Annotated in this window: 14 protein-coding genes and 1 pseudogene; 1 reads left to right on the top strand and 14 read right to left on the bottom strand. The window is 29.6% G+C overall.

What is annotated here, in order from left to right:
* Positions 1-97: 97 nt before the first annotated feature.
* The 12 genes and pseudogenes from APRE_RS09900 to APRE_RS03565 form a co-directional block, all read right to left on the bottom strand.
* Positions 98-1047, bottom strand: a pseudogene (locus APRE_RS09900) (IS3 family transposase); the annotation flags it as partial.
* Positions 1048-1404: 357 nt separating this feature from the next.
* Complete coding sequence (locus tag APRE_RS03610; protein ID WP_041449687.1) at positions 1405-1695, bottom strand: hypothetical protein; 291 nt, start codon at positions 1693-1695, stop codon at positions 1405-1407.
* Entirely contained in the window at positions 1643-3463 is a 1821-nt protein-coding gene (locus APRE_RS03605) for a recombinase family protein (RefSeq protein ID WP_012797126.1), read from the bottom strand. Before APRE_RS03605 ends, APRE_RS03610 begins: the two co-directional genes overlap by 53 nt.
* A gap of 55 nt (positions 3464-3518) precedes the next feature.
* On the bottom strand, positions 3519-3656 hold the full coding sequence (locus tag APRE_RS09700; RefSeq protein WP_012797125.1) for a hypothetical protein: 138 nt from the start codon (positions 3654-3656) through the stop codon (positions 3519-3521).
* 309 nt (positions 3657-3965) lie between these two features.
* The gene (locus tag APRE_RS03600) at positions 3966-5702 is read right to left on the bottom strand and encodes an ABC transporter ATP-binding protein (RefSeq protein ID WP_012797124.1); all 1737 of its coding nucleotides are present in this window, start codon (positions 5700-5702) and stop codon (positions 3966-3968) included.
* On the bottom strand, positions 5695-7416 hold the full coding sequence (locus APRE_RS03595; RefSeq protein WP_015777636.1) for an ABC transporter ATP-binding protein: 1722 nt from the start codon (positions 7414-7416) through the stop codon (positions 5695-5697). Before APRE_RS03595 ends, APRE_RS03600 begins: the two co-directional genes overlap by 8 nt.
* Positions 7417-7516: 100 nt before the next feature.
* Positions 7517-9151 carry an ABC transporter substrate-binding protein gene (locus APRE_RS03590; RefSeq protein ID WP_015777635.1) on the bottom strand — a complete coding sequence of 545 codons (1635 nt, stop codon included), beginning with the start codon at positions 9149-9151 and terminating at the stop codon, positions 7517-7519.
* A gap of 2 nt (positions 9152-9153) precedes the next feature.
* The gene (locus APRE_RS03585) at positions 9154-9864 is read right to left on the bottom strand and encodes an ATP-binding cassette domain-containing protein (protein WP_041449686.1); all 711 of its coding nucleotides are present in this window, start codon (positions 9862-9864) and stop codon (positions 9154-9156) included.
* Positions 9846-10628 carry an ATP-binding cassette domain-containing protein gene (locus tag APRE_RS03580; protein WP_012797121.1) on the bottom strand — a complete coding sequence of 261 codons (783 nt, stop codon included), beginning with the start codon at positions 10626-10628 and terminating at the stop codon, positions 9846-9848. The genes APRE_RS03585 and APRE_RS03580 overlap by 19 nt, the downstream gene beginning before the upstream one ends.
* A 4-nt stretch (positions 10629-10632) precedes the next feature.
* Positions 10633-11409 (bottom strand): ABC transporter permease, encoded by a 777-nt coding sequence (locus APRE_RS03575; RefSeq protein ID WP_012797120.1) that lies wholly within the window; start codon positions 11407-11409, stop codon positions 10633-10635.
* Positions 11409-12341, bottom strand: a complete 933-nt coding sequence (locus APRE_RS03570) for an ABC transporter permease (RefSeq protein WP_015777634.1) — start codon at positions 12339-12341, stop codon at positions 11409-11411. The genes APRE_RS03575 and APRE_RS03570 overlap by 1 nt, the downstream gene beginning before the upstream one ends.
* A gap of 20 nt (positions 12342-12361) precedes the next feature.
* Positions 12362-12955: a TetR/AcrR family transcriptional regulator gene (locus APRE_RS03565; RefSeq protein WP_015777633.1), complete on the bottom strand. Its 594-nt coding sequence runs from the start codon at positions 12953-12955 to the stop codon at positions 12362-12364.
* Positions 12956-13303: 348 nt separating this feature from the next.
* Here APRE_RS03565 and APRE_RS03560 point away from each other — a divergent pair, with 348 nt between their 5' ends.
* Positions 13304-13645: a plasmid mobilization protein gene (locus APRE_RS03560; RefSeq protein WP_015777632.1), complete on the top strand. Its 342-nt coding sequence runs from the start codon at positions 13304-13306 to the stop codon at positions 13643-13645.
* Between the two features lie 321 nt (positions 13646-13966).
* On the opposite strand, the gene APRE_RS03555 is transcribed toward APRE_RS03560, so the two are convergent.
* On the bottom strand, positions 13967-15871 hold the full coding sequence (locus tag APRE_RS03555) for a UvrD-helicase domain-containing protein (protein ID WP_015777631.1): 1905 nt from the start codon (positions 15869-15871) through the stop codon (positions 13967-13969).
* Positions 15859-17949 (bottom strand): ATP-dependent nuclease, encoded by a 2091-nt coding sequence (locus APRE_RS03550; RefSeq protein ID WP_015777630.1) that lies wholly within the window; start codon positions 17947-17949, stop codon positions 15859-15861. Before APRE_RS03550 ends, APRE_RS03555 begins: the two co-directional genes overlap by 13 nt.
* Positions 17950-18022: the final 73 nt, after the last annotated feature.

Genomic DNA, 18022 nt, shown 5'->3' with positions numbered 1-18022 from the left:
ACAATCAAGGGTAAAGGCTTCGCCCAAATTTAGTTGAAATTTGCCCTTGACAGTCTGTTCATATATTTTATTTAATTTATGAAACTTCCAGAGCTTTTTATTCTGCTTTTCTATATTCTACTGGTGTTTTATATCCTAAAGATCCATGAATTCTTAGGTTATTATACCAATATACGTATTCTGCTAATTTTAGATTAAGTTCTTGGAAATTAGTAAAGTTCTCCTGATATATGAATTCTGTCATCATTACTTTATTGACTGCTTCGCTTACTGCGTTATCATATGGGCTTCCTTTTTTACTTAGCGATCTTTTTATCCCAAATACCTTTAATATTTCTTCTATTTTTATATTTTTAAATTCTCTTCCTCTATCTGTGTGAAATATTTTTATACGATTTAGTGGATGCCTTATTGAGTAAAATGCTTCTGCTACTAGATTTGCATCTTTGTTTTTACCTGATGAGTATCCTATTATTTCACGGCTGTTTAAGTCTATTATTAAACATATATAATTCCATGTTTTTCCTACTCTTACATATGTTAGGTTGCTTACTATTGCTTCTAAATAGTCTCTATTGTCAAATTATCTATTTAAAAGGTTAGGGATGTCTTCTTCGTTGCATTTGGATCTTATTACTTTATATTGTGCTACTGTATAGTTTGAGACTAGGCCATTTTTCTTCATTATTCGGCCTATTTTTCTTCTCGATATTTTATATCCAATTTTCCCTAGTTCTTTTTTTATTTTGCGTGTTCCATAGTTGTTTCTACTTCTTCTGAATATTTCTTTTATTTCTTCTATTAGTTTTTCATCTTCATCTAATTTCACATCTTTTTCTTTGTTCAAATGATAATAGACTAAACTTCTTGTGACCCCAAGTAGTCTACACATTGCACTAATGTTATATTTATCTCGGTTCGAGATAATGAGGTCTATTTTTTGCCTAACAGTAGTGCAGCTTGCTTTAAAATATCATTCTCCATTTCAACCTGTTTCAATTTTTTACGAAGTCTGATTATCTCTTTTTGTTTCGCATCCACATTATCAAAATGTTTACTCTAAGCAGCACACCAACTATTTATTTTTTGAGTTTTAAACTTTGGTAGAAGTCTTGAACTCTTTATATTTACATAACTATTTGCCTCTATCACTATTATGACACGAAACCCTGCACAATGATCTAAAATTTTCAATTCTAACAAGTCTTTTTCAGTATTTTTAACTTCATAAAAACCTCTTTGGCAATAATGCCTAATTCTTCTTTAGTTGTTAAAATTTTTTATTTTACCATCATCGTTCCCCTGATTTTCAATTAATCTTCTTAGGTTATATAAGAAGTACATATCTTTTTAATCTTAAAGTTTTTAAGTCTTAATTTTAAAATTTTCAATCTTAGATATTATTTAAATCATTCCAAAATGCTCTAAAGCATCTTCGATTGCTTTTTCTTTTTCTTCTGGGCAATTTGGCACTCTTTGATTTTCTTTCTTACTAAAATTATAATTTTCTCTCTCTATTAGACCATGTTTCCTTTTTACTTGTGCGATATATAGGCTTGAAACTTTTAGTCCGTATTTATCTAACACATACTTTTTAATTTCTCCATAAGTTGCGTCTTTTGAAAAGTCAATTTCAGATAATTCATCTTCCCCTATTTCTATATCTAAATGATGTTCTGTGTTTAGTTTGGACAACAGAGCTACCGTCTCCACATGCGTTGTCTTTTGATTGGGAACATAATTTTTTATCCTCGTCATTCTTGTAGGAACACAATTTATTAATGTCATTGTCTTTGGCATTTTTTCTTTTGTCTTTAAAGTTATTAGAATCTTGACTATCTTTAACTCCTGTTTTGAAATAGAATGTTAAGTCATATGGATGAACTGTTCCGTCTTTGTCAATTCTACCCACCACAACTTTATCAACTATGCTTTCAAATACTGTTCTGTTAAATTCCTCTATAATTTCTCTATTTTCTAAGACCTTTTTAAATTGCTTTAATCTTTCTTTAATAGAGTCTTCATCTTTTATCGTTAGTTCCAGTGTTTTCTTTTCATCAAGTAATTCTTCTTTTTGTTTTGTAAGTTTTTTATACTTTTTGGCATAAACTTCTTCGTCTATACTATCTTCTAAATGAAGATCAACTAACTTTCTTTCTTGACTAATGATTCTATTTAATTGATTTTCTAACTTTTTCAAATCTTTGACCAAAGTCTCATCATTTATTTCTTCTTCAACAATCTTTAAAAAGTCATCTATTATTGTTGAATCTGCATGGCATAATTGCCTATAGCTTTCAACAAATGCTTTTTCTATTGCTGCTTCTTGTATTCCTTTTGAATGAGGGCAATATTTTTTACCTTTTTTAGTTGACTTTACACATTGCCAGTTAATTTTTTTATAAATTGAACTAGTGTGCCATGTTCTTCTTGAAAGTATTTCACCACAAAATCCACATTCAAGCATACTTGAAAAAGCATATTGCCTTGATAGTTTCTCTCTTTTTCTATCCTTATTAGCAATGGTGTTTCTATTTTGTGCTCTCCTGAGTCTAATCTCCTGAGCCTTCTCAAAATCTTCTTTTGATATAATTGCCTCGTGATGATTTTCAATATGGTATTTATCAGATTCTCCAAAATTTGCTAGTCTTCTTTTTGTTATTGGATCAACTGTAAAAGTTTTTCCCATTAGTATATCGCCAATATACTTTTCATTCTTAATTACCCCTAACACTGTAGTATCAGACCATTTTGTTTTACCTCTAGGGGTGAGATATCCTTGTTCTTCTAGTTCCCTACCAATGACCGAACCACCATTGCCTTCTAAATATCTTTTAAAGATATATCTAACAATTTTGGCTTCTTCTTCATTTATAGAGATACTTTTTGTTATAGGGTCATAGTCGTATCCAAGGCAACCTTGAAAACCAATAAGTTCCCCTTTTTCCATTTTCATTTTCAGTCCTTTTTTCACATGGGCTGAGGTATTTTCTACTTCTTGTTGAGCTACTGAACTTAATATTGTTAATAGTAACTCTCCATCCATTGTCAAAGTATCTATATTTTCTTCTTCAAATACTACACCAACATTATTTTCCTTTAGAAGCCTTACATACTTTAAGGTATCTAATGTATTTCTAGCAAATCTTGATATAGATTTAGTAATTATCATGTCTATATCTCCATTTTGGCAATCACTTATTAGCCTCATGAAATCTGCTCTTTTAGTTGCAGTTGTTCCTGTTGTTGCTTCATCTGCATATATACCAGCCAAAGTCCAGTTCTTATTATTTTTTATTAGATTTGTGTAATAATCAACTTGCGATTTATATGATTCAAGTTGGTCTTTACTATCTGTACTTACTCTACAATACGCTGCAACACGTTTTAAATCTAAATGTAGTGCATTTCTATTTCTTGCTCCTAAATTTGAAGCTTTTATTAATTTTACTTTAGTATTCATTTTACCTCCTTCCCATTTTGTATCTTTCTACAGTGTTATTATATCACAAGATTAACTACTTTCTATCTCTCTTCTTATAATCATTTTCTAACCTGTTCTTAATTTTTGTATATTCCTTCTCATTAATTAATTTAAGATCATAAAGCCTACATAACATAGCAACTCTCATGCTATAAATCTTTATTGCTTGCATTTTTACCTCCTATGTAAGTTGTTTTTTTTAACTTGGTAAGTGGAATGAATTTGAAATATACTAATCTCACATAATCAATTTCAAAAATATTCACACTTTAAAGTATTTTGATTTTATAGAAAGATGACAAAATACCCCTCACCTTATAAAGTGAAATTTGCCCTCTTTGGTAACCAGAATTTTTATTTTTCTATAATATTTTTGAGTTTCAATGATTAATTTAAGCATAAAAAAATGAGGACTTATGCTACTAGACATAAATCCTCTAATCTAAATTTTCCTGTTCAAAGACTTTAATATTTCTTTCTATCAATTATTTAATTTCCATGATTCCGCCTTAGCTTTTGCATTTATAAGGTCAGAATAAAGTCCATTATTTTTAATCAGTTCTTCGTGATTTCCACGTTCTACTATTTCTCCATCTTTTAAGACTAAAATCTGGTCAGCATTTCTAATTGTCTTTAGTCTGTGGGCAATCATAATTACTGTTTTGTTTTTTGTTAATGATTCTATTGCTTCTTTAAGCTTATCTTCATTTTCTGGATCTATACTTGCTGTGGCTTCATCAAAGATTATGATGTCCGCATCTTTTAGCATGGCTCTAGCTATGGAGATCCTTTGTTTTTCTCCACCCGATAGACTTGCTCCACCTTCTCCGATAATAGTGTCATATCCTTCTGGTAAAGCTTCTATAAATTCATGGCACCTTGCCTTCTTTGCAGCTTGAACTACTTCTTCATGACTTGCATTTTGTTTTCCAAATTTTATATTATTTTCAATTGTATCCTCAAATAGATATACATCTTGAAATACCATGGAAATAGAATTCATTAAGTTTTCTATCTTATAGTCCTTAATATTCTTTCCTCCGATTAAAATTTCACCAGAATTTACATCCCAAAATCTCGCTATTAGATTACAAAATGTTGTTTTACCAGATCCAGATGGACCAACTATGGCAGTCATAGTATTTTCTTTTATCTCTGCTGATACATTTTTTAAAATTGGTCTATCATCATAAGAAAAGCTGACATTTTTAAAGACTATATCATGATTTTTTATAGGCTCTGTAATACTTCCTTTTCTCATATCAGGCATAGAGTCGATAAAACCTACAGAATCTATGGCATTTTCGCATGCTCTTAGGATTGCCATGTTTGATCCTGCTCCGATTAAGCCTTCAAAGATAATAAAGGATGCCATAATCATAAGAATTGTTTCAGCAAGTGGAAGTTCACCAGATAAATTTAATTTTAATGATAAATAGACCATAGCCACTGTTGTTATTCCCATTACAATTCTTTGAATTACTGTGTATGGTGCTACAGATATTTCTAAATCTAAAAGTATATTTGATGTATCTTTTATAGACTTTCTTAAAGCCCTGTTATTTTCTCCACCAAGATTATAGGATTTTATAACCTGCATACCTTGTAAAGTTGCTAATACTTCTTTTGTAAGTCTTGTTTGTGTTTCTGTCATCTTGTCTGCATTAGCTGATGATTTTTTCTCCATCATTGATGTAACTATAAAGAATACTATTACACCTGCTACAGCAACCAGTCCTACCTTTACGTTAAAAATTAAAGTTCCAAGGACAAAGACTAGAGTATTTAAAACTCCACCAAGTACAAGAACCAAAAGCATAGGCACCCACATTTCTGCTTGGGAAAGTGAAGATGTAGCAATAGTAGTTAATCTTCCTAGTGAAAAGCTTGAAAAGAAACCCATAGGAACTCTTTTTATTTTTTCTCCTATTTCTATCCTCTTATGAGCTGCCATAAAATATCCAGCGTGTGTTTGTGCCATTTGTGATGATTTTTGTGTCATTATCTTTCCAACAAGGGATATAACTAATATTCCAAGACAAACAAAGATAGCCTTATAGTCTAAAGTTTTAGAAAATATATTTACTAGCATATAGTAAATTGCACCAAATTCAAGGGCATTAAATACTGCGTGCAAAAATCCAGCGAGAATAGATTTCTTAATATATACCTGTTCTTCTTTTGAAAAATTCCATATCTTTTTAAACACATTAAGCATTTTCATCACCCCTTAAATTTGCAGCATACATTTCCTTATAAAGTTCTGATGACTTTAATAGTTCTTCATGAGTACCATAAGAATTTAATTTGCCATCTTTAATAACAAATATTCTATCTGCATCAACAATTGTCTTTAGCCTATGAGCGATTATGATTAAAGTTTTACCCTTAACTAGATTTGCCAAGGCATTTTGTATGAGAGCTTCATTTTCGGGATCTATATAAGAAGTTGCTTCATCTAAAATTACGATTGGTGCATTTTTTAGCATGGCACGAGCAATAGATATTCTTTGTCTTTCTCCTCCAGATAGATGACCTCCACCTTCTCCAACTCTTGTATCATAACCATTAGATAGATTCATAATAAAATCATGGCAGGCAGATTTTTTACATACATCTATAATTTCTTCGTCAGAGGCATTCTTATTTCCAAGCCTAATATTTTCCTTTATAGTCATATCAAAGAGGAAATTGTCTTGGGATACAAAAGAAATAAGTGAAGACAAGTTTTCGAGCGACACATCTTTTGTTTCTACTCCGCCAATTTTAATAGATCCCTTATCTACATTCCAAAATCCAGCAATAAGTTTTGCTATTGTGGACTTACCTGACCCAGAAGGACCAACGAGGGCTGAAACATTAGATTCTTTTATTTCCATAGAAAGATTATCTATAACCTTATTTTTTCCATCGTAAGAAAAGTCTACGTCTTGAAGTTCTATATTATAGGATTCCATTTTTTCTCCCTTGTCAATATTTTCTAACTGTCTTGAATCTAAAATCTTTCCTATTTCAGAAGTTATAGTTGATATTCTTGACATATCGTCCATATAGTTCATGATTTTTAAAATACTGGAAACTGTAGCAAAGGATAAGACGATTAAGGTAATTAAATTTCCTAAATCAATACTTCCCTTTATATAAAATAAAATCCCAAAGGGTATGATTGTAATAATTCCCATAGGAGAAAGTAATCTACCTATGGCAACCTTATTCATAGATTCACCCATCCAGTTATAATAAAAACTTGCATTATCATAAACTGCATCAGCATATTTTTTATAAGATGATTCGCTTTGATTAAAGGTCTTTATTACTTCTATCCCATTTATATACTCAACAATCGAATTATTCATATGTTGACCAATGGCAACTGACTTTCCAAACATTTCCTTATAATGAGCATTCATAACAGACATCATAGTAGCCATTCCCACCACAAATGGAATTAGTGATAGCAAGGTCAATCGCCAATCTAAGGTAAACATATAAATAAATAATAGAACAGGTCCTACTAAATTTGCCGTAAATTCTGGCACTAAGTGGGCAAGTGAAGTTTCCATAGAATCAACTTGCTCAACTATAATATTTTTTAATTCTCCAGATGTTCTTGATAATACATCTCCCAATGGCATCTTAAATAATTTTTTGGAAATATCATTTCTAATTTCTCCTAATGAATTAAAGGTTGCAGTATGAGATATAGTTGTTGATATTCCTGCTGCCACTTCTTTAATAACAAATGTTATTAAAATACTTATGCAAAGTGGAGTGTATAAGCTCATATCCCTTATGCCATTAATCAAATTCACAATAATTTTCGCCATAAAAATATAAGAAAAAAGACCAGCCACTACTCCAATTATTGCCAGTAAGATTGACATAAAATATGAGCCTTTTCTCTTTTTTACATATTGTTTTATTAGATCCATCAAATCCCCTCCTTAATAAATCCTCGTAATAATAAGATAGGTCTATCCATTCACTACTTTATAGATAGACCTGCCTTAAATTCAATTTATTAACCTATTCTCATTTAGCTTTTACACTGTAAATATTGAAAAATTGTGGTGTACTTGTAAAGTCATATCCACCAATTTTGTCATTTCTATACAAAATCATTTCTTTTGAATAAGAAAGAGGCAAATCCATAGCGTTTTCGTTTGAATATACTATAGCTTTTTGTATATTATCTTTAATCTCCCCTTCGTTTGTAGAAGTGGAAGCCTTCTTTATTGCATCAATATATATGTTTGAATCAGAAAGTGCTTTTAACGGCATCAAATGTGGATCCATTTCAGTGATTGATTCTTGTAAGAACTTATGAGGTTCAGTATAAGAACCCTCTGTATTCCAGGTTGTCAAATGGAATTCTCCCTTTATACCATCTGTCCACCATGACATTTGATCTTTTTCAACTAGGTCAACATCTATACCTACTTCTTTTAATTGTGTCTTTATTGCAAGTGCAGTTTCCTTAGCAAGTACTAAATCTGACCAATAAACATATTGAAGCTTTAATGGACTTCCGTCCTTTTCTCTAATTCCTGTATCTTTATTGAGTTTCCAACCCGCTTCATCTAGCAAGCCATTTGCCTTTTCAGGAGCATAACTATAAATAGTTGGATAATTTGCATCACAATAAGCCACATCTTTAGGGAATAAAGTTTCAGCTACATCTTCATATGAGTATGTTAAACTGTCGACAATGTCTTTTTTGTTAATTGCATAATTAATTGCTTGGCGAACTTTTAAATCTTCTAATTCTTTTTTACTTGGATTTAAAATTAGATTCTTAGTCAAAGTCCTATTTTTATTGACTTCTCCAGTAACATCCTTAATTTCAGAACCTTTTTTGAAGTCATCATAATTTATTAAATCTGCTCCATAAATTAAATCTATTTCCCCCTTATTTAAGGCTTGAAGTCTTGATGAAGCATCGGGAATATATTTGACAATAACTTCATCATAATAAGGTTTTTCCCCGTGATAATTTTCATTTCTAACAAATTTTGTATATTCTCCAGATTTAAATTCTTCATATACATAAGGACCTGTTCCTATATTTTTGTTAAATTTCTCAAAGTTTCCCTCAGTAAATGACTTTGGAGATGGCATCCCCAATACATTTTGGAAACAAAAGCCATTTATATAAAATTTAGACGGATTTTCATAGTGAACAGCAATCGTATTATCATCAATAACTTCTGTTGATTTTATCTCTGCAACAGCCCTTATGCCTGCAAAATTAGGGTTAGACTTATCAAAATCTAATATCTTTTTTACTGCATCAGCATTAAAATCTTCACCATCTGAAAACTTTACCCCGTCCTTTAATTTAAAGACTAAAGTTTTGCCATCATCTTTATATTCAAAGCTTTCAGCAAGTTTTGGTACAATTTCACCGTTTTCATAAGCTACTAGGGTTTCGTAAATTAAACCACAAGCCATATTATTTTCCTTATTCATTGTTAAAGTCGTAAGGTTTGTCAGTTCTTTAGCAGTACATAAGGTTAAAACCTTCTTGCTTTCATCTTTTGTGTTCTCACTTGCTACATTTGAATTTTCTTGTGCTTTTTCTTGATTCTTTTGGCAACCTCCTAGTAAAATTGAAAAACTAAATACAAGTGCCAATAAAACCATCATATTTTTTCTAAGTTTGATCATTTCTATCTCCTTTGCAATTTTCCTTCTCTAAATATTTTTCCTTTCTTTATTTCTATGATATAATCTGAAATCTGTTTTGCTTGATTTATATCATGAGTGATAAAAATATAAGAAATACTATGCTTAGATTGATAATAAAAAAGTAAGTTTAATACTTTTTCAATCGTCAGTAAGTCAAGCCCAGCCGTAACCTCATCTAGTATTAAAAAATCAGGATTAACCATAAGGGCTCTTATGAGCGACAATCTTCTTTGCTCGCCTCCAGATAGTTGGTGAACGGGCACATCTAATATTTCCTTTTTTAAATGTAAATCCTCGCAAAATAATAACACTTTTTCCTTTCTTTCCTTTTTCGACAAGTTTGTTAAATTAATAAGCCCTTCTTCCAAATTTTTAAAAGTGCTTATACCAGGATTTAAAGTACCAGATGTATCCTGGAAAACAGACTGGATATTTTTTCTATATTTCCTTATTTTTTTTAATTTTAATTTTGAGATATCTACAGAATCATAGAGTATAGATCCTTCATCTATTCTTTCTAATCCTATTAATGCTTTTGCAATGGTGCTTTTACCAGATCCACTTTCACCAATTAAACTTAAGTTATCTCCCCTTTTTAGTGAAAAGGAAATTTGATCTAGAGCTTTAAATGTCCCTTTTACTGTTTCAAAAGAAAGGCTAACATTACTCATAGCTATTTCGTCCATTTCCATTCACCTCCAGAATCTAATATTTTCTGACTACAGATAACAAATTTTCTTGTCCATTCTTCTTTAGGGCTTTCAAATATATCTTCACTACTCCCCTTTTCTATAACACACCCATTTTCTATCACATAGATGCAGTCGCTATATTTTTTAAGAATTTCGGCATCGTGTGTTATTAATAAAATCCCTTTCCCTTTGAAATTTGCTTTAATCAATTCAAAAAATAATGATGAGTTATAATTATCTAAGGCTGATGTTGGTTCATCAGCAATTATATAATCAGTATTTAGTCCCATAGATATCGCTAAAATCACACGCTGAATCATGCCTCCAGAGAGTTCAGTGGGATATGAATCTAAAACTCTTTCATATTCAAGATTGACGCTTTTGAGCTTATCTTTTGCTATACTTAATGCTTCTGATTTATTTATATTAAGATTAGCAATATATATTTCAACCATTTGACTTTTTATCTTTTTTCTTTTGTCAAAAGAAATCATGGGAAGTTGAGGAATAAAAGCGATGTTTCTATTGTTGCTATTGATATTATCTTTTTCCAATATATCGAAATCATCTATAGTAATAGTTCCAGAACTTACTTTTAAATCCTCTGATAAAATCCCAAGTATTGTGTTTACTAATGTAGTCTTCCCAGCACCACTGGGTCCAGTGAGACCAATAATTTTTCCCATAGGAATTCTAAGAGAAATATTATTTAAAAGATTGTTTCCTTTTTTATCTGTAACTTGTAATTGATTAACCAAAATCATATCTTCACCTTCTATTCGCTTCTTTTGCAATAATATTAAAAGACATTGTAGTAATAAAAACTGCAAAAATAGGGTAAATTATGAGTTCTGGCTTAATAAATATTGAATCTCTCGCTTCTAAAATCATAGAACCCCACTCCACAACATTTTCTCCAAGTCCAATTCCTATAAATGAAAAACCAGTAATTGCTAAAATCATATCCGCACAGGACAAACAAATATAATGAACTAAATCTAATAATATATTTGGTAGTATATGAACTAGAACCAACCTAGTCTTTGAAGCACCAAGTGAAATCATACAAGTGCAATAAGCTTTATCATATTCAATATTTATTTGAGTTCTAACAAGTCTTAAAAATCTCAATATATATGAAACAACCAAAGCGATTAATGTAGTTTTTATTCCATTTCCCCAAGATGCTATAAATATGATTAAATAAGCAATTGGTGGTATAGCCGTTACAGCATTAATAATCGAATCTACTATTACATTCTTTTTCATGGTAACTTTTGACGTTAGTGTTCCTAAAAACAAACCTAAAGTAAAAACAATAATTGATGCCGTCATAACCATAAATAATGTAGTTTTCCCCCCGAACAGTATTCTCGATAAAACGCACCTGCCCATGCTATCATTTCCCAAAAGATACTTAGAACTTGGATTTCCAAATCTAAGGGGAAGATTAACTTCTAGGGGATCATTAGGGGCAAAAAAACTTCCAAGAAATATAAATAAAATCACTAGGAAAGGAAATAATGTCCTTTTGTTTATTTTCATTAATCTCCCCTTTCCTTTATCAAAAGATCGTTTATCAAATCTGATATTATATTAGCAAGTGCAATAAATAATGCTAAAAAGAAAACCAACCCATGAATCATCGTTGCATCACGATTTATTACAGAATTTACAATCAAATACCCAAATCCTGGAATAGAAAAAACTCCCTCAACTATTGCCACATTTGCAATCATAAGTCCAATACTCTGGAAGAAATTTGGAATTAACTTTACTATCGAGTTTGGCAATATATGTTTCACGAACAAAGTAATTTCCTTTAGACCATTTGCTCTAAAAAACATAATATAATATTCACCATTCTCTTTGTCTAAAGCATCTTTAAATAGTGGATAATAAAAAGAAGCCCCAAATATCCCTAAAGTTATTGCAGGAAGTAGATAGTTTGTAATGCCAATATTACCTGCTACTGATAGCAAATCCCACTTTACTGCAAATATATCAAGTAAGATAATAGCAATATAAAAGCTAGGAATTGAAACACCAATAAGGCATAAGAGATTTGTAAGCTTATTGATTATCTTGCTCTTCCATAAGAAAGTAATGCATCCCAAAGATAATACTAAAACTACCTGTAATATTGCGGAAAAGAAAACAACAGATAAAGTTTTTGGCAAAGCCAACATTATATTATCCCAGACTGGTTTACCATTGCTTAAAGACTGTCCTAAGTCTAGAGAAAAAAGATTTTTAATCCAGTTAAAATATTGCTTATATACAGGTTTGTCAAAACCAAATCTTATTCTTACTTCTTCAATTTGCTCAGGTGATGGACTTCCGATATGTCTTTTAGCATATGCAGTGGCTGGATCGACGGGAGATAATTTCATTAAAACAAATGATAAAACACTAACAATTAATAATGTAATTATTAGCTCATAAAATTTTTTTAAAAATGTCTTTTTTGTATTCATCTTTATACCATAATTTAAGATCAGCCTAATAATTCAGGAAATTTATTTTTCAAATATTCTTCTAACATCTTTTTGATTGTTTCTTTATTTTCAATAAAAATTTCTTTTTGATTTAAACTTTCATATCCTAAAATCAAAGTATTTACAAAGGTCACTAAAAACTCATCTTCAAAAATAGATGAGAGCTTATCGTTTGGAGGAAATGCAGACGATAAAATTTCTGTGTTTGTTTCTTTTAAATTTTCAAACATTTCACACAATCTTTTATCTTCATTTTGTAGTTTCAAAAAAATTGCATATATGCTTTTAAATTCATTTTCATCATAAATTCTTTCCATCATCATCTCAGTAATTGCGTCTAAACTCGTTAACTTAGATGTGTCGATAGTTTTGTTTTTTTCTCCTCTATATTTGATACCTGATTTCATAAAATCATAAATCATTTCATAGGTTGAGCCATAATGATAGTAAACACCACCTTTACTTAAACTTACTTTTTCTATAACATCTTCCATAGTTGTATTTTGGAAACCCTTTTCTAAGAAACATTTCATTGCCGCTTCAAGAATTTCTAACTTCCTTTTTTCTCCAACTTTCAATTTTCTATCATTCAAAACTTTATCTCCTGTCAATAAATAATTCCGACGCTATCGTCAGTTTTATTATAGCTCATTTGATAATTAATTTCAATACATGAAGAATTTTAAAATTTAGTAATCTTATTTAAGATATTTGCTTGAACGCCCTTTATACTTCTTTATTAATTTCTTTAAATGCGGTATAATCAATAAAACTGAATAAACGCTTAACGCTTATAATTTTAATAGCAAGCACAGTAAGTGTACGGACACTTACGAAAAAATTAATGGAGCAGACCTTTACGGAATGCTCCATTTTTTTAATTTTCACCTTGTTAGGGAGAACCCTAAGACCCCGAAATATATTTTATAAAGGAGAATAAAATGGCAAATAGATTTAGAAATGAAAGAATAGAAATAAAACTTACTAAAGAAGAAAAAGAAGTTTTTGAAAAGAAAATGAAACTTGCAAATTGTAAAACAATGTCCCACTTTCTTAGAAAGTGTGTATTGGAAAAAGAGATCTACGTTGTAGATTTAGAACCATTTAGAAACCTACAATGGCTACTTTCAAATGCAACAAATAATATAAACCAGATTGCAAAAGCTACTAATACAACTGGTGTTATTTACAAAAATGAAATCGAGTCAATGAATAAACAGATAGAAAAATTGTCAAGAGAAATATGGCAGATTCATTCCCTACTTCTTAATAAATCAAAATGAAATTTATTATATAAGTCAAAATTTAATTTATAAATACATTAAATATCAGATGAGAAATTCTACATTTTTAATAAAAACTAGGTACATCAAATACTGCATTTTTCATGAATATAATCATGTTTTTATTTTTCAAATCAATCTACATGATTTGAAAAGTATCTTTCCGAACTTAAATATAGTATTCTAGTAAGTACAATAAAAAAAGAATACCCTCATGCAAGAGTATTCTTAAAATAAAAATAGTAATTATCTTTTTTCATTCTATAGAATAATATTAAAAAGCAGCATAAAACATAAGTAGAAATAGTACCTACTTTTCAATTAAATCGAAGAGAGTTCTATAACATTTTCTTCTCCAAAATACTCTTTAGCTTTTTCTAATATGTCAGAATCATCAGTAGGCATATATATTATTAAATTCTTTTTTGCTCTTGTTATACATACATAAAATAATTTTTTTGTACGTTTCTGAACATTAGAGTTCGGAGATCCTTTCCCAAATAATGTTCTAAAGTCATATTTATTCCAATCAGACTCTAATACAAGCAATACATTGTCATATTCACTACCTTTAACACTATGTTGAGTACAAATTGGTGAAAATTCTTTTAAATATAAAACACTTTTTCTATATTGATTAAATGTTATCTTTTTTATTCTCTCCCATAAATAAAACCCTTTATTTGAAATATAATCACTAAACAATTCATCTTCTTTGAGTAACCCTTTTACTTCCGCAAATTTTAATACATTTTCTATCGTTTGATTATCTTCACTTACAAGATAATCAATTGCTTGCTTAAGGCAAATCTTATCATTTCTATTATGAATAGAAAATTTTGTTATTCGTAGAAAATCATTAAATCTATTAGCCTCATATAATTCAATAATCTCCTCTAATATATCTAATCTGCGTAAAATCCTATCTCTATAAGAATTAGCTTCATATCTACCACTCATTCCATTTAATTTATATGACATGAGTGATTCCTTAGTGATTCTACATTTTTCGTAAGCTTCTTCCCATGACATATCTTCTAAAACACTATATATTGACTGATAAATTTCATTTCCGTTAATTTGATCTAACAGCTCCACTTTGTTATATGTCGGTTTTACCTCTAACGTTATTTCTCCCAAAGTCTTATTACAGTCTAAATTTCCCTTATCAATTTTTTTCTTTATCCCACTTATAAGCTTAGTTATCAAATCAGCATTATATAGATCATATAAGTCTTTAAAGCCAGTCATTTCAGCATTATATTTATGTGTTAGCCTTAACTCTTTTGTTTGTTTTCCATCAGAAAAATCCCAAGATTCAAAAATATTCTTCCCCTTTACACTTATAAAATCATTTATTTCAGTTCCATATAAAAATTTAATACTACCTTCTCTAATAGTACCATTTTCCATATTAGGTGCATTTATATCTTCTGAAGGTCTTTGCTCAATATCATCATCTCTAAACTTATTGGCTACTTCGATTACAACTCTTGGATTTCTTCGGTTTTGCGTCTTTACTATTTTAGTTAAATTATATTGATTTAAATTACCAACTCCGTCGTCATATATAGACTGCATTGAATCTCCAAAAAAACCAATTACATTTTTCTTATCGCTTTGCTCAAGATGCTTTAGTAAAATATCAGCAACTAAAGGACTTGTATCCTGATATTCATCAACAAAAATACAATCTGCAATATCCTTTAAAATGTCCGCTATTTTTTTATATTTCTCAAACATTTTCTCCGCAACAATCAAAATGTGATTATGGCTGATTTTAACTCTATTTTCTTCATTTGGCGTTACAGAATAATACTCATCATAATCTACATAAAGATTTTCGAAATATTCTTTAGAAATTAAATCCTCAGAAAAATCTTTTGGCTTTTTAAAGTTCTTTTCATTATCATCGTTAATAAGCTCAACTAAAATATTTTTTATTTCATTCTGATATTTTCTGATAAGAGACCATATAAACTCATGTATTGTTGAAACCCAAATATTCTCATTTTCTATTCTTGATAAAATTTCGGCAACTGCATTATTTGTATATGTAATGCATACTATCTTTATATCTGGTAATTCCTCTGTGAGTGCATTTATTAAGGAAATTAAGGAGTATGTTTTTCCACTACCTGCTCCACCTTCTAAAATAAAATTTTCACCATTTTTTATACATTCAAGAGCTTCTAATACTTCTTTTTCCAATGTTAGCGTATCCATAATAAGCCCTCCTCAATATAATGTGGAACTGCCCATTTTTCATCTTCTTCGCCATTCTCATTATCAAAATACAATAAGCTTGATGCAAATGCCGATTTCTTTTTCACATTATTCAAAGCAAAATTATAATAATCACCATTTTCTATTTCATCATTCGAAAAATCTTTTAAAGCTCCATATTGATAAAACCCTTCTTTGTTTTTTAATATAAAGTCTTTATTTAGTGCTATAAATGCATCTTCAAAACTACTCGCTTGATACTCACCATAAGATTCTGGTATTTGATAGGCCATTCTCATATTATCTTTAATTTTATCCTCAGCATTTTTCCCTACAAGTTCCTTAAATTGATTATTCGATGTATCAATTCCAGTATCTTTAAAAAATTCTTTTATTGATGCGTTACTTGTATGTGTTCCCTCATCGGGGTGACAACTCGTATATACAGTTCTTTCTTTTCCATTTTTATCTATTTTCTTTTCAGCTTTAACAGAGTCAATATCCGTAACAAACAAAACTTTTGTTCCTAAAAAGGAAAATAAAGGCATAAATATATGAGAATGCGCTCCAACTTCTATTATAGAAATATTCTGTGATAATAGTGGTATAATATCTGCTCTTGGCTTTTCTTTATTATCAATTTTATGCATCATCACTGGCATTAAAATTCGTTCGGTATCTCCTTCTATACAAATAGCTTTATCCGCAAAGAATAGTTCACTTCTATTCATTGTCAAATATTGTTTTACAAACTTAAATCCTTTCTGTTCATCTCCACCATACTCTTCTTTTAAAGAATTAAAGCTCTTAGCTATGACCGTATTCCCGTTTTTCTTCAAATATATAATGTCATCAAAGTTACATTCAGAAACTATATGTGATGAATGCGAAGTGATTAAAATCTGCAACTGCTTATTCTTTTCTTTCAACAACTTATTTCTATGTGCTTTGATATGAGATTTAATATTCCTTATAAATATATACTGTAACTGAGGGTGTGTATGTGCTTCAGGTTCTTCAATATATAAGAGATTTATATCTGCTGGTTGTTCAAACAATTCCTGTATATTGGTTTCAATCTCAAATAAAATACCAATTAAATTTAAATACCCCAATCCATTATATGTTTCTGGAAGCGAATAATCTCCCCCTTGTCTATAACTTAAGTTTGTATTATCTGACAATAAATTTTTCTCTGAAATAGATGACTCTATTGCTATATCAATTCCATTTTCTGCACCACCATAAGTTTTAATAACATCTATAACATCACTAAAAATACCATCAATGGGTTCTTCACCTTCACTTTTTTCTCCATTGTAAATCTTATATAATTCTTTATCGGCTTCCTCCAATTTTTCTTCAAGTCTTGTAAATACCGATTCACTTTCATCTTTTGCAGCTTTATAAGAACTGAAATATTTACCAGTTAAACCTGATAAAACATGATTACGATCATCATTAGAAACCGCTCGATCAGCTCTTATTCCTGCCACTTTAATGACTTTTTGAATATCTTTATTATCAATTTCTTCTGATCTATCTTGCGTTGTTTTGTTTGCTTCAACATCAAACCCTCTTGAATATTTTTTCGTTTCAAAGAAGTTTGCAAAATTCTTACTCATAAATTTGGAAAATGATTTAAAATCTTCAATATTTTTTTCACTAATAATGTTTTTTAATTCTATGATTTTTTTTGCAGCTATTACCGAAATAAATTCTAAAACTATTATGTTATTATCTGGATTTAAGTCCATCATGAATTTTTGAATATTCTCATATGAATCATTATCATTATACTCAATGAATAATTGCATATTAATAGTTTCTAATAATTGAACTTCATCCAGCTTTGTTATATCAAAACCAATTATTTTTTTATAGAGATCTTTCTGGCATTCTAAATTTATATCTTCCCAAAATAATTTAGATGAATTTAGCATTTTATCTAAAACAATAATAGATGATGTTTTTCCACAATTATTTTTACCTATAACTAGCGACAATTCATCTTTAAAATTTAACTCAAAATTTTTTAATAATCTAAAGTTTTTGACTTTCATCTTTTTTAAAATCATTTTAATACTCCTCTTTACCTTCTAAATCAAACTTTTCTTTTATATTTATTTTCCTAAAAATCCTTTGTCTACT

Origin of the sequence: Anaerococcus prevotii DSM 20548 (genome assembly GCF_000024105.1) — a bacterium.
GTDB lineage: Bacteria > Bacillota > Clostridia > Tissierellales > Peptoniphilaceae > Anaerococcus > Anaerococcus prevotii.
The sequence above is the reverse complement of the archived record's forward strand: the minus strand, read 5'-3'. Positions and strand labels throughout refer to the sequence as shown.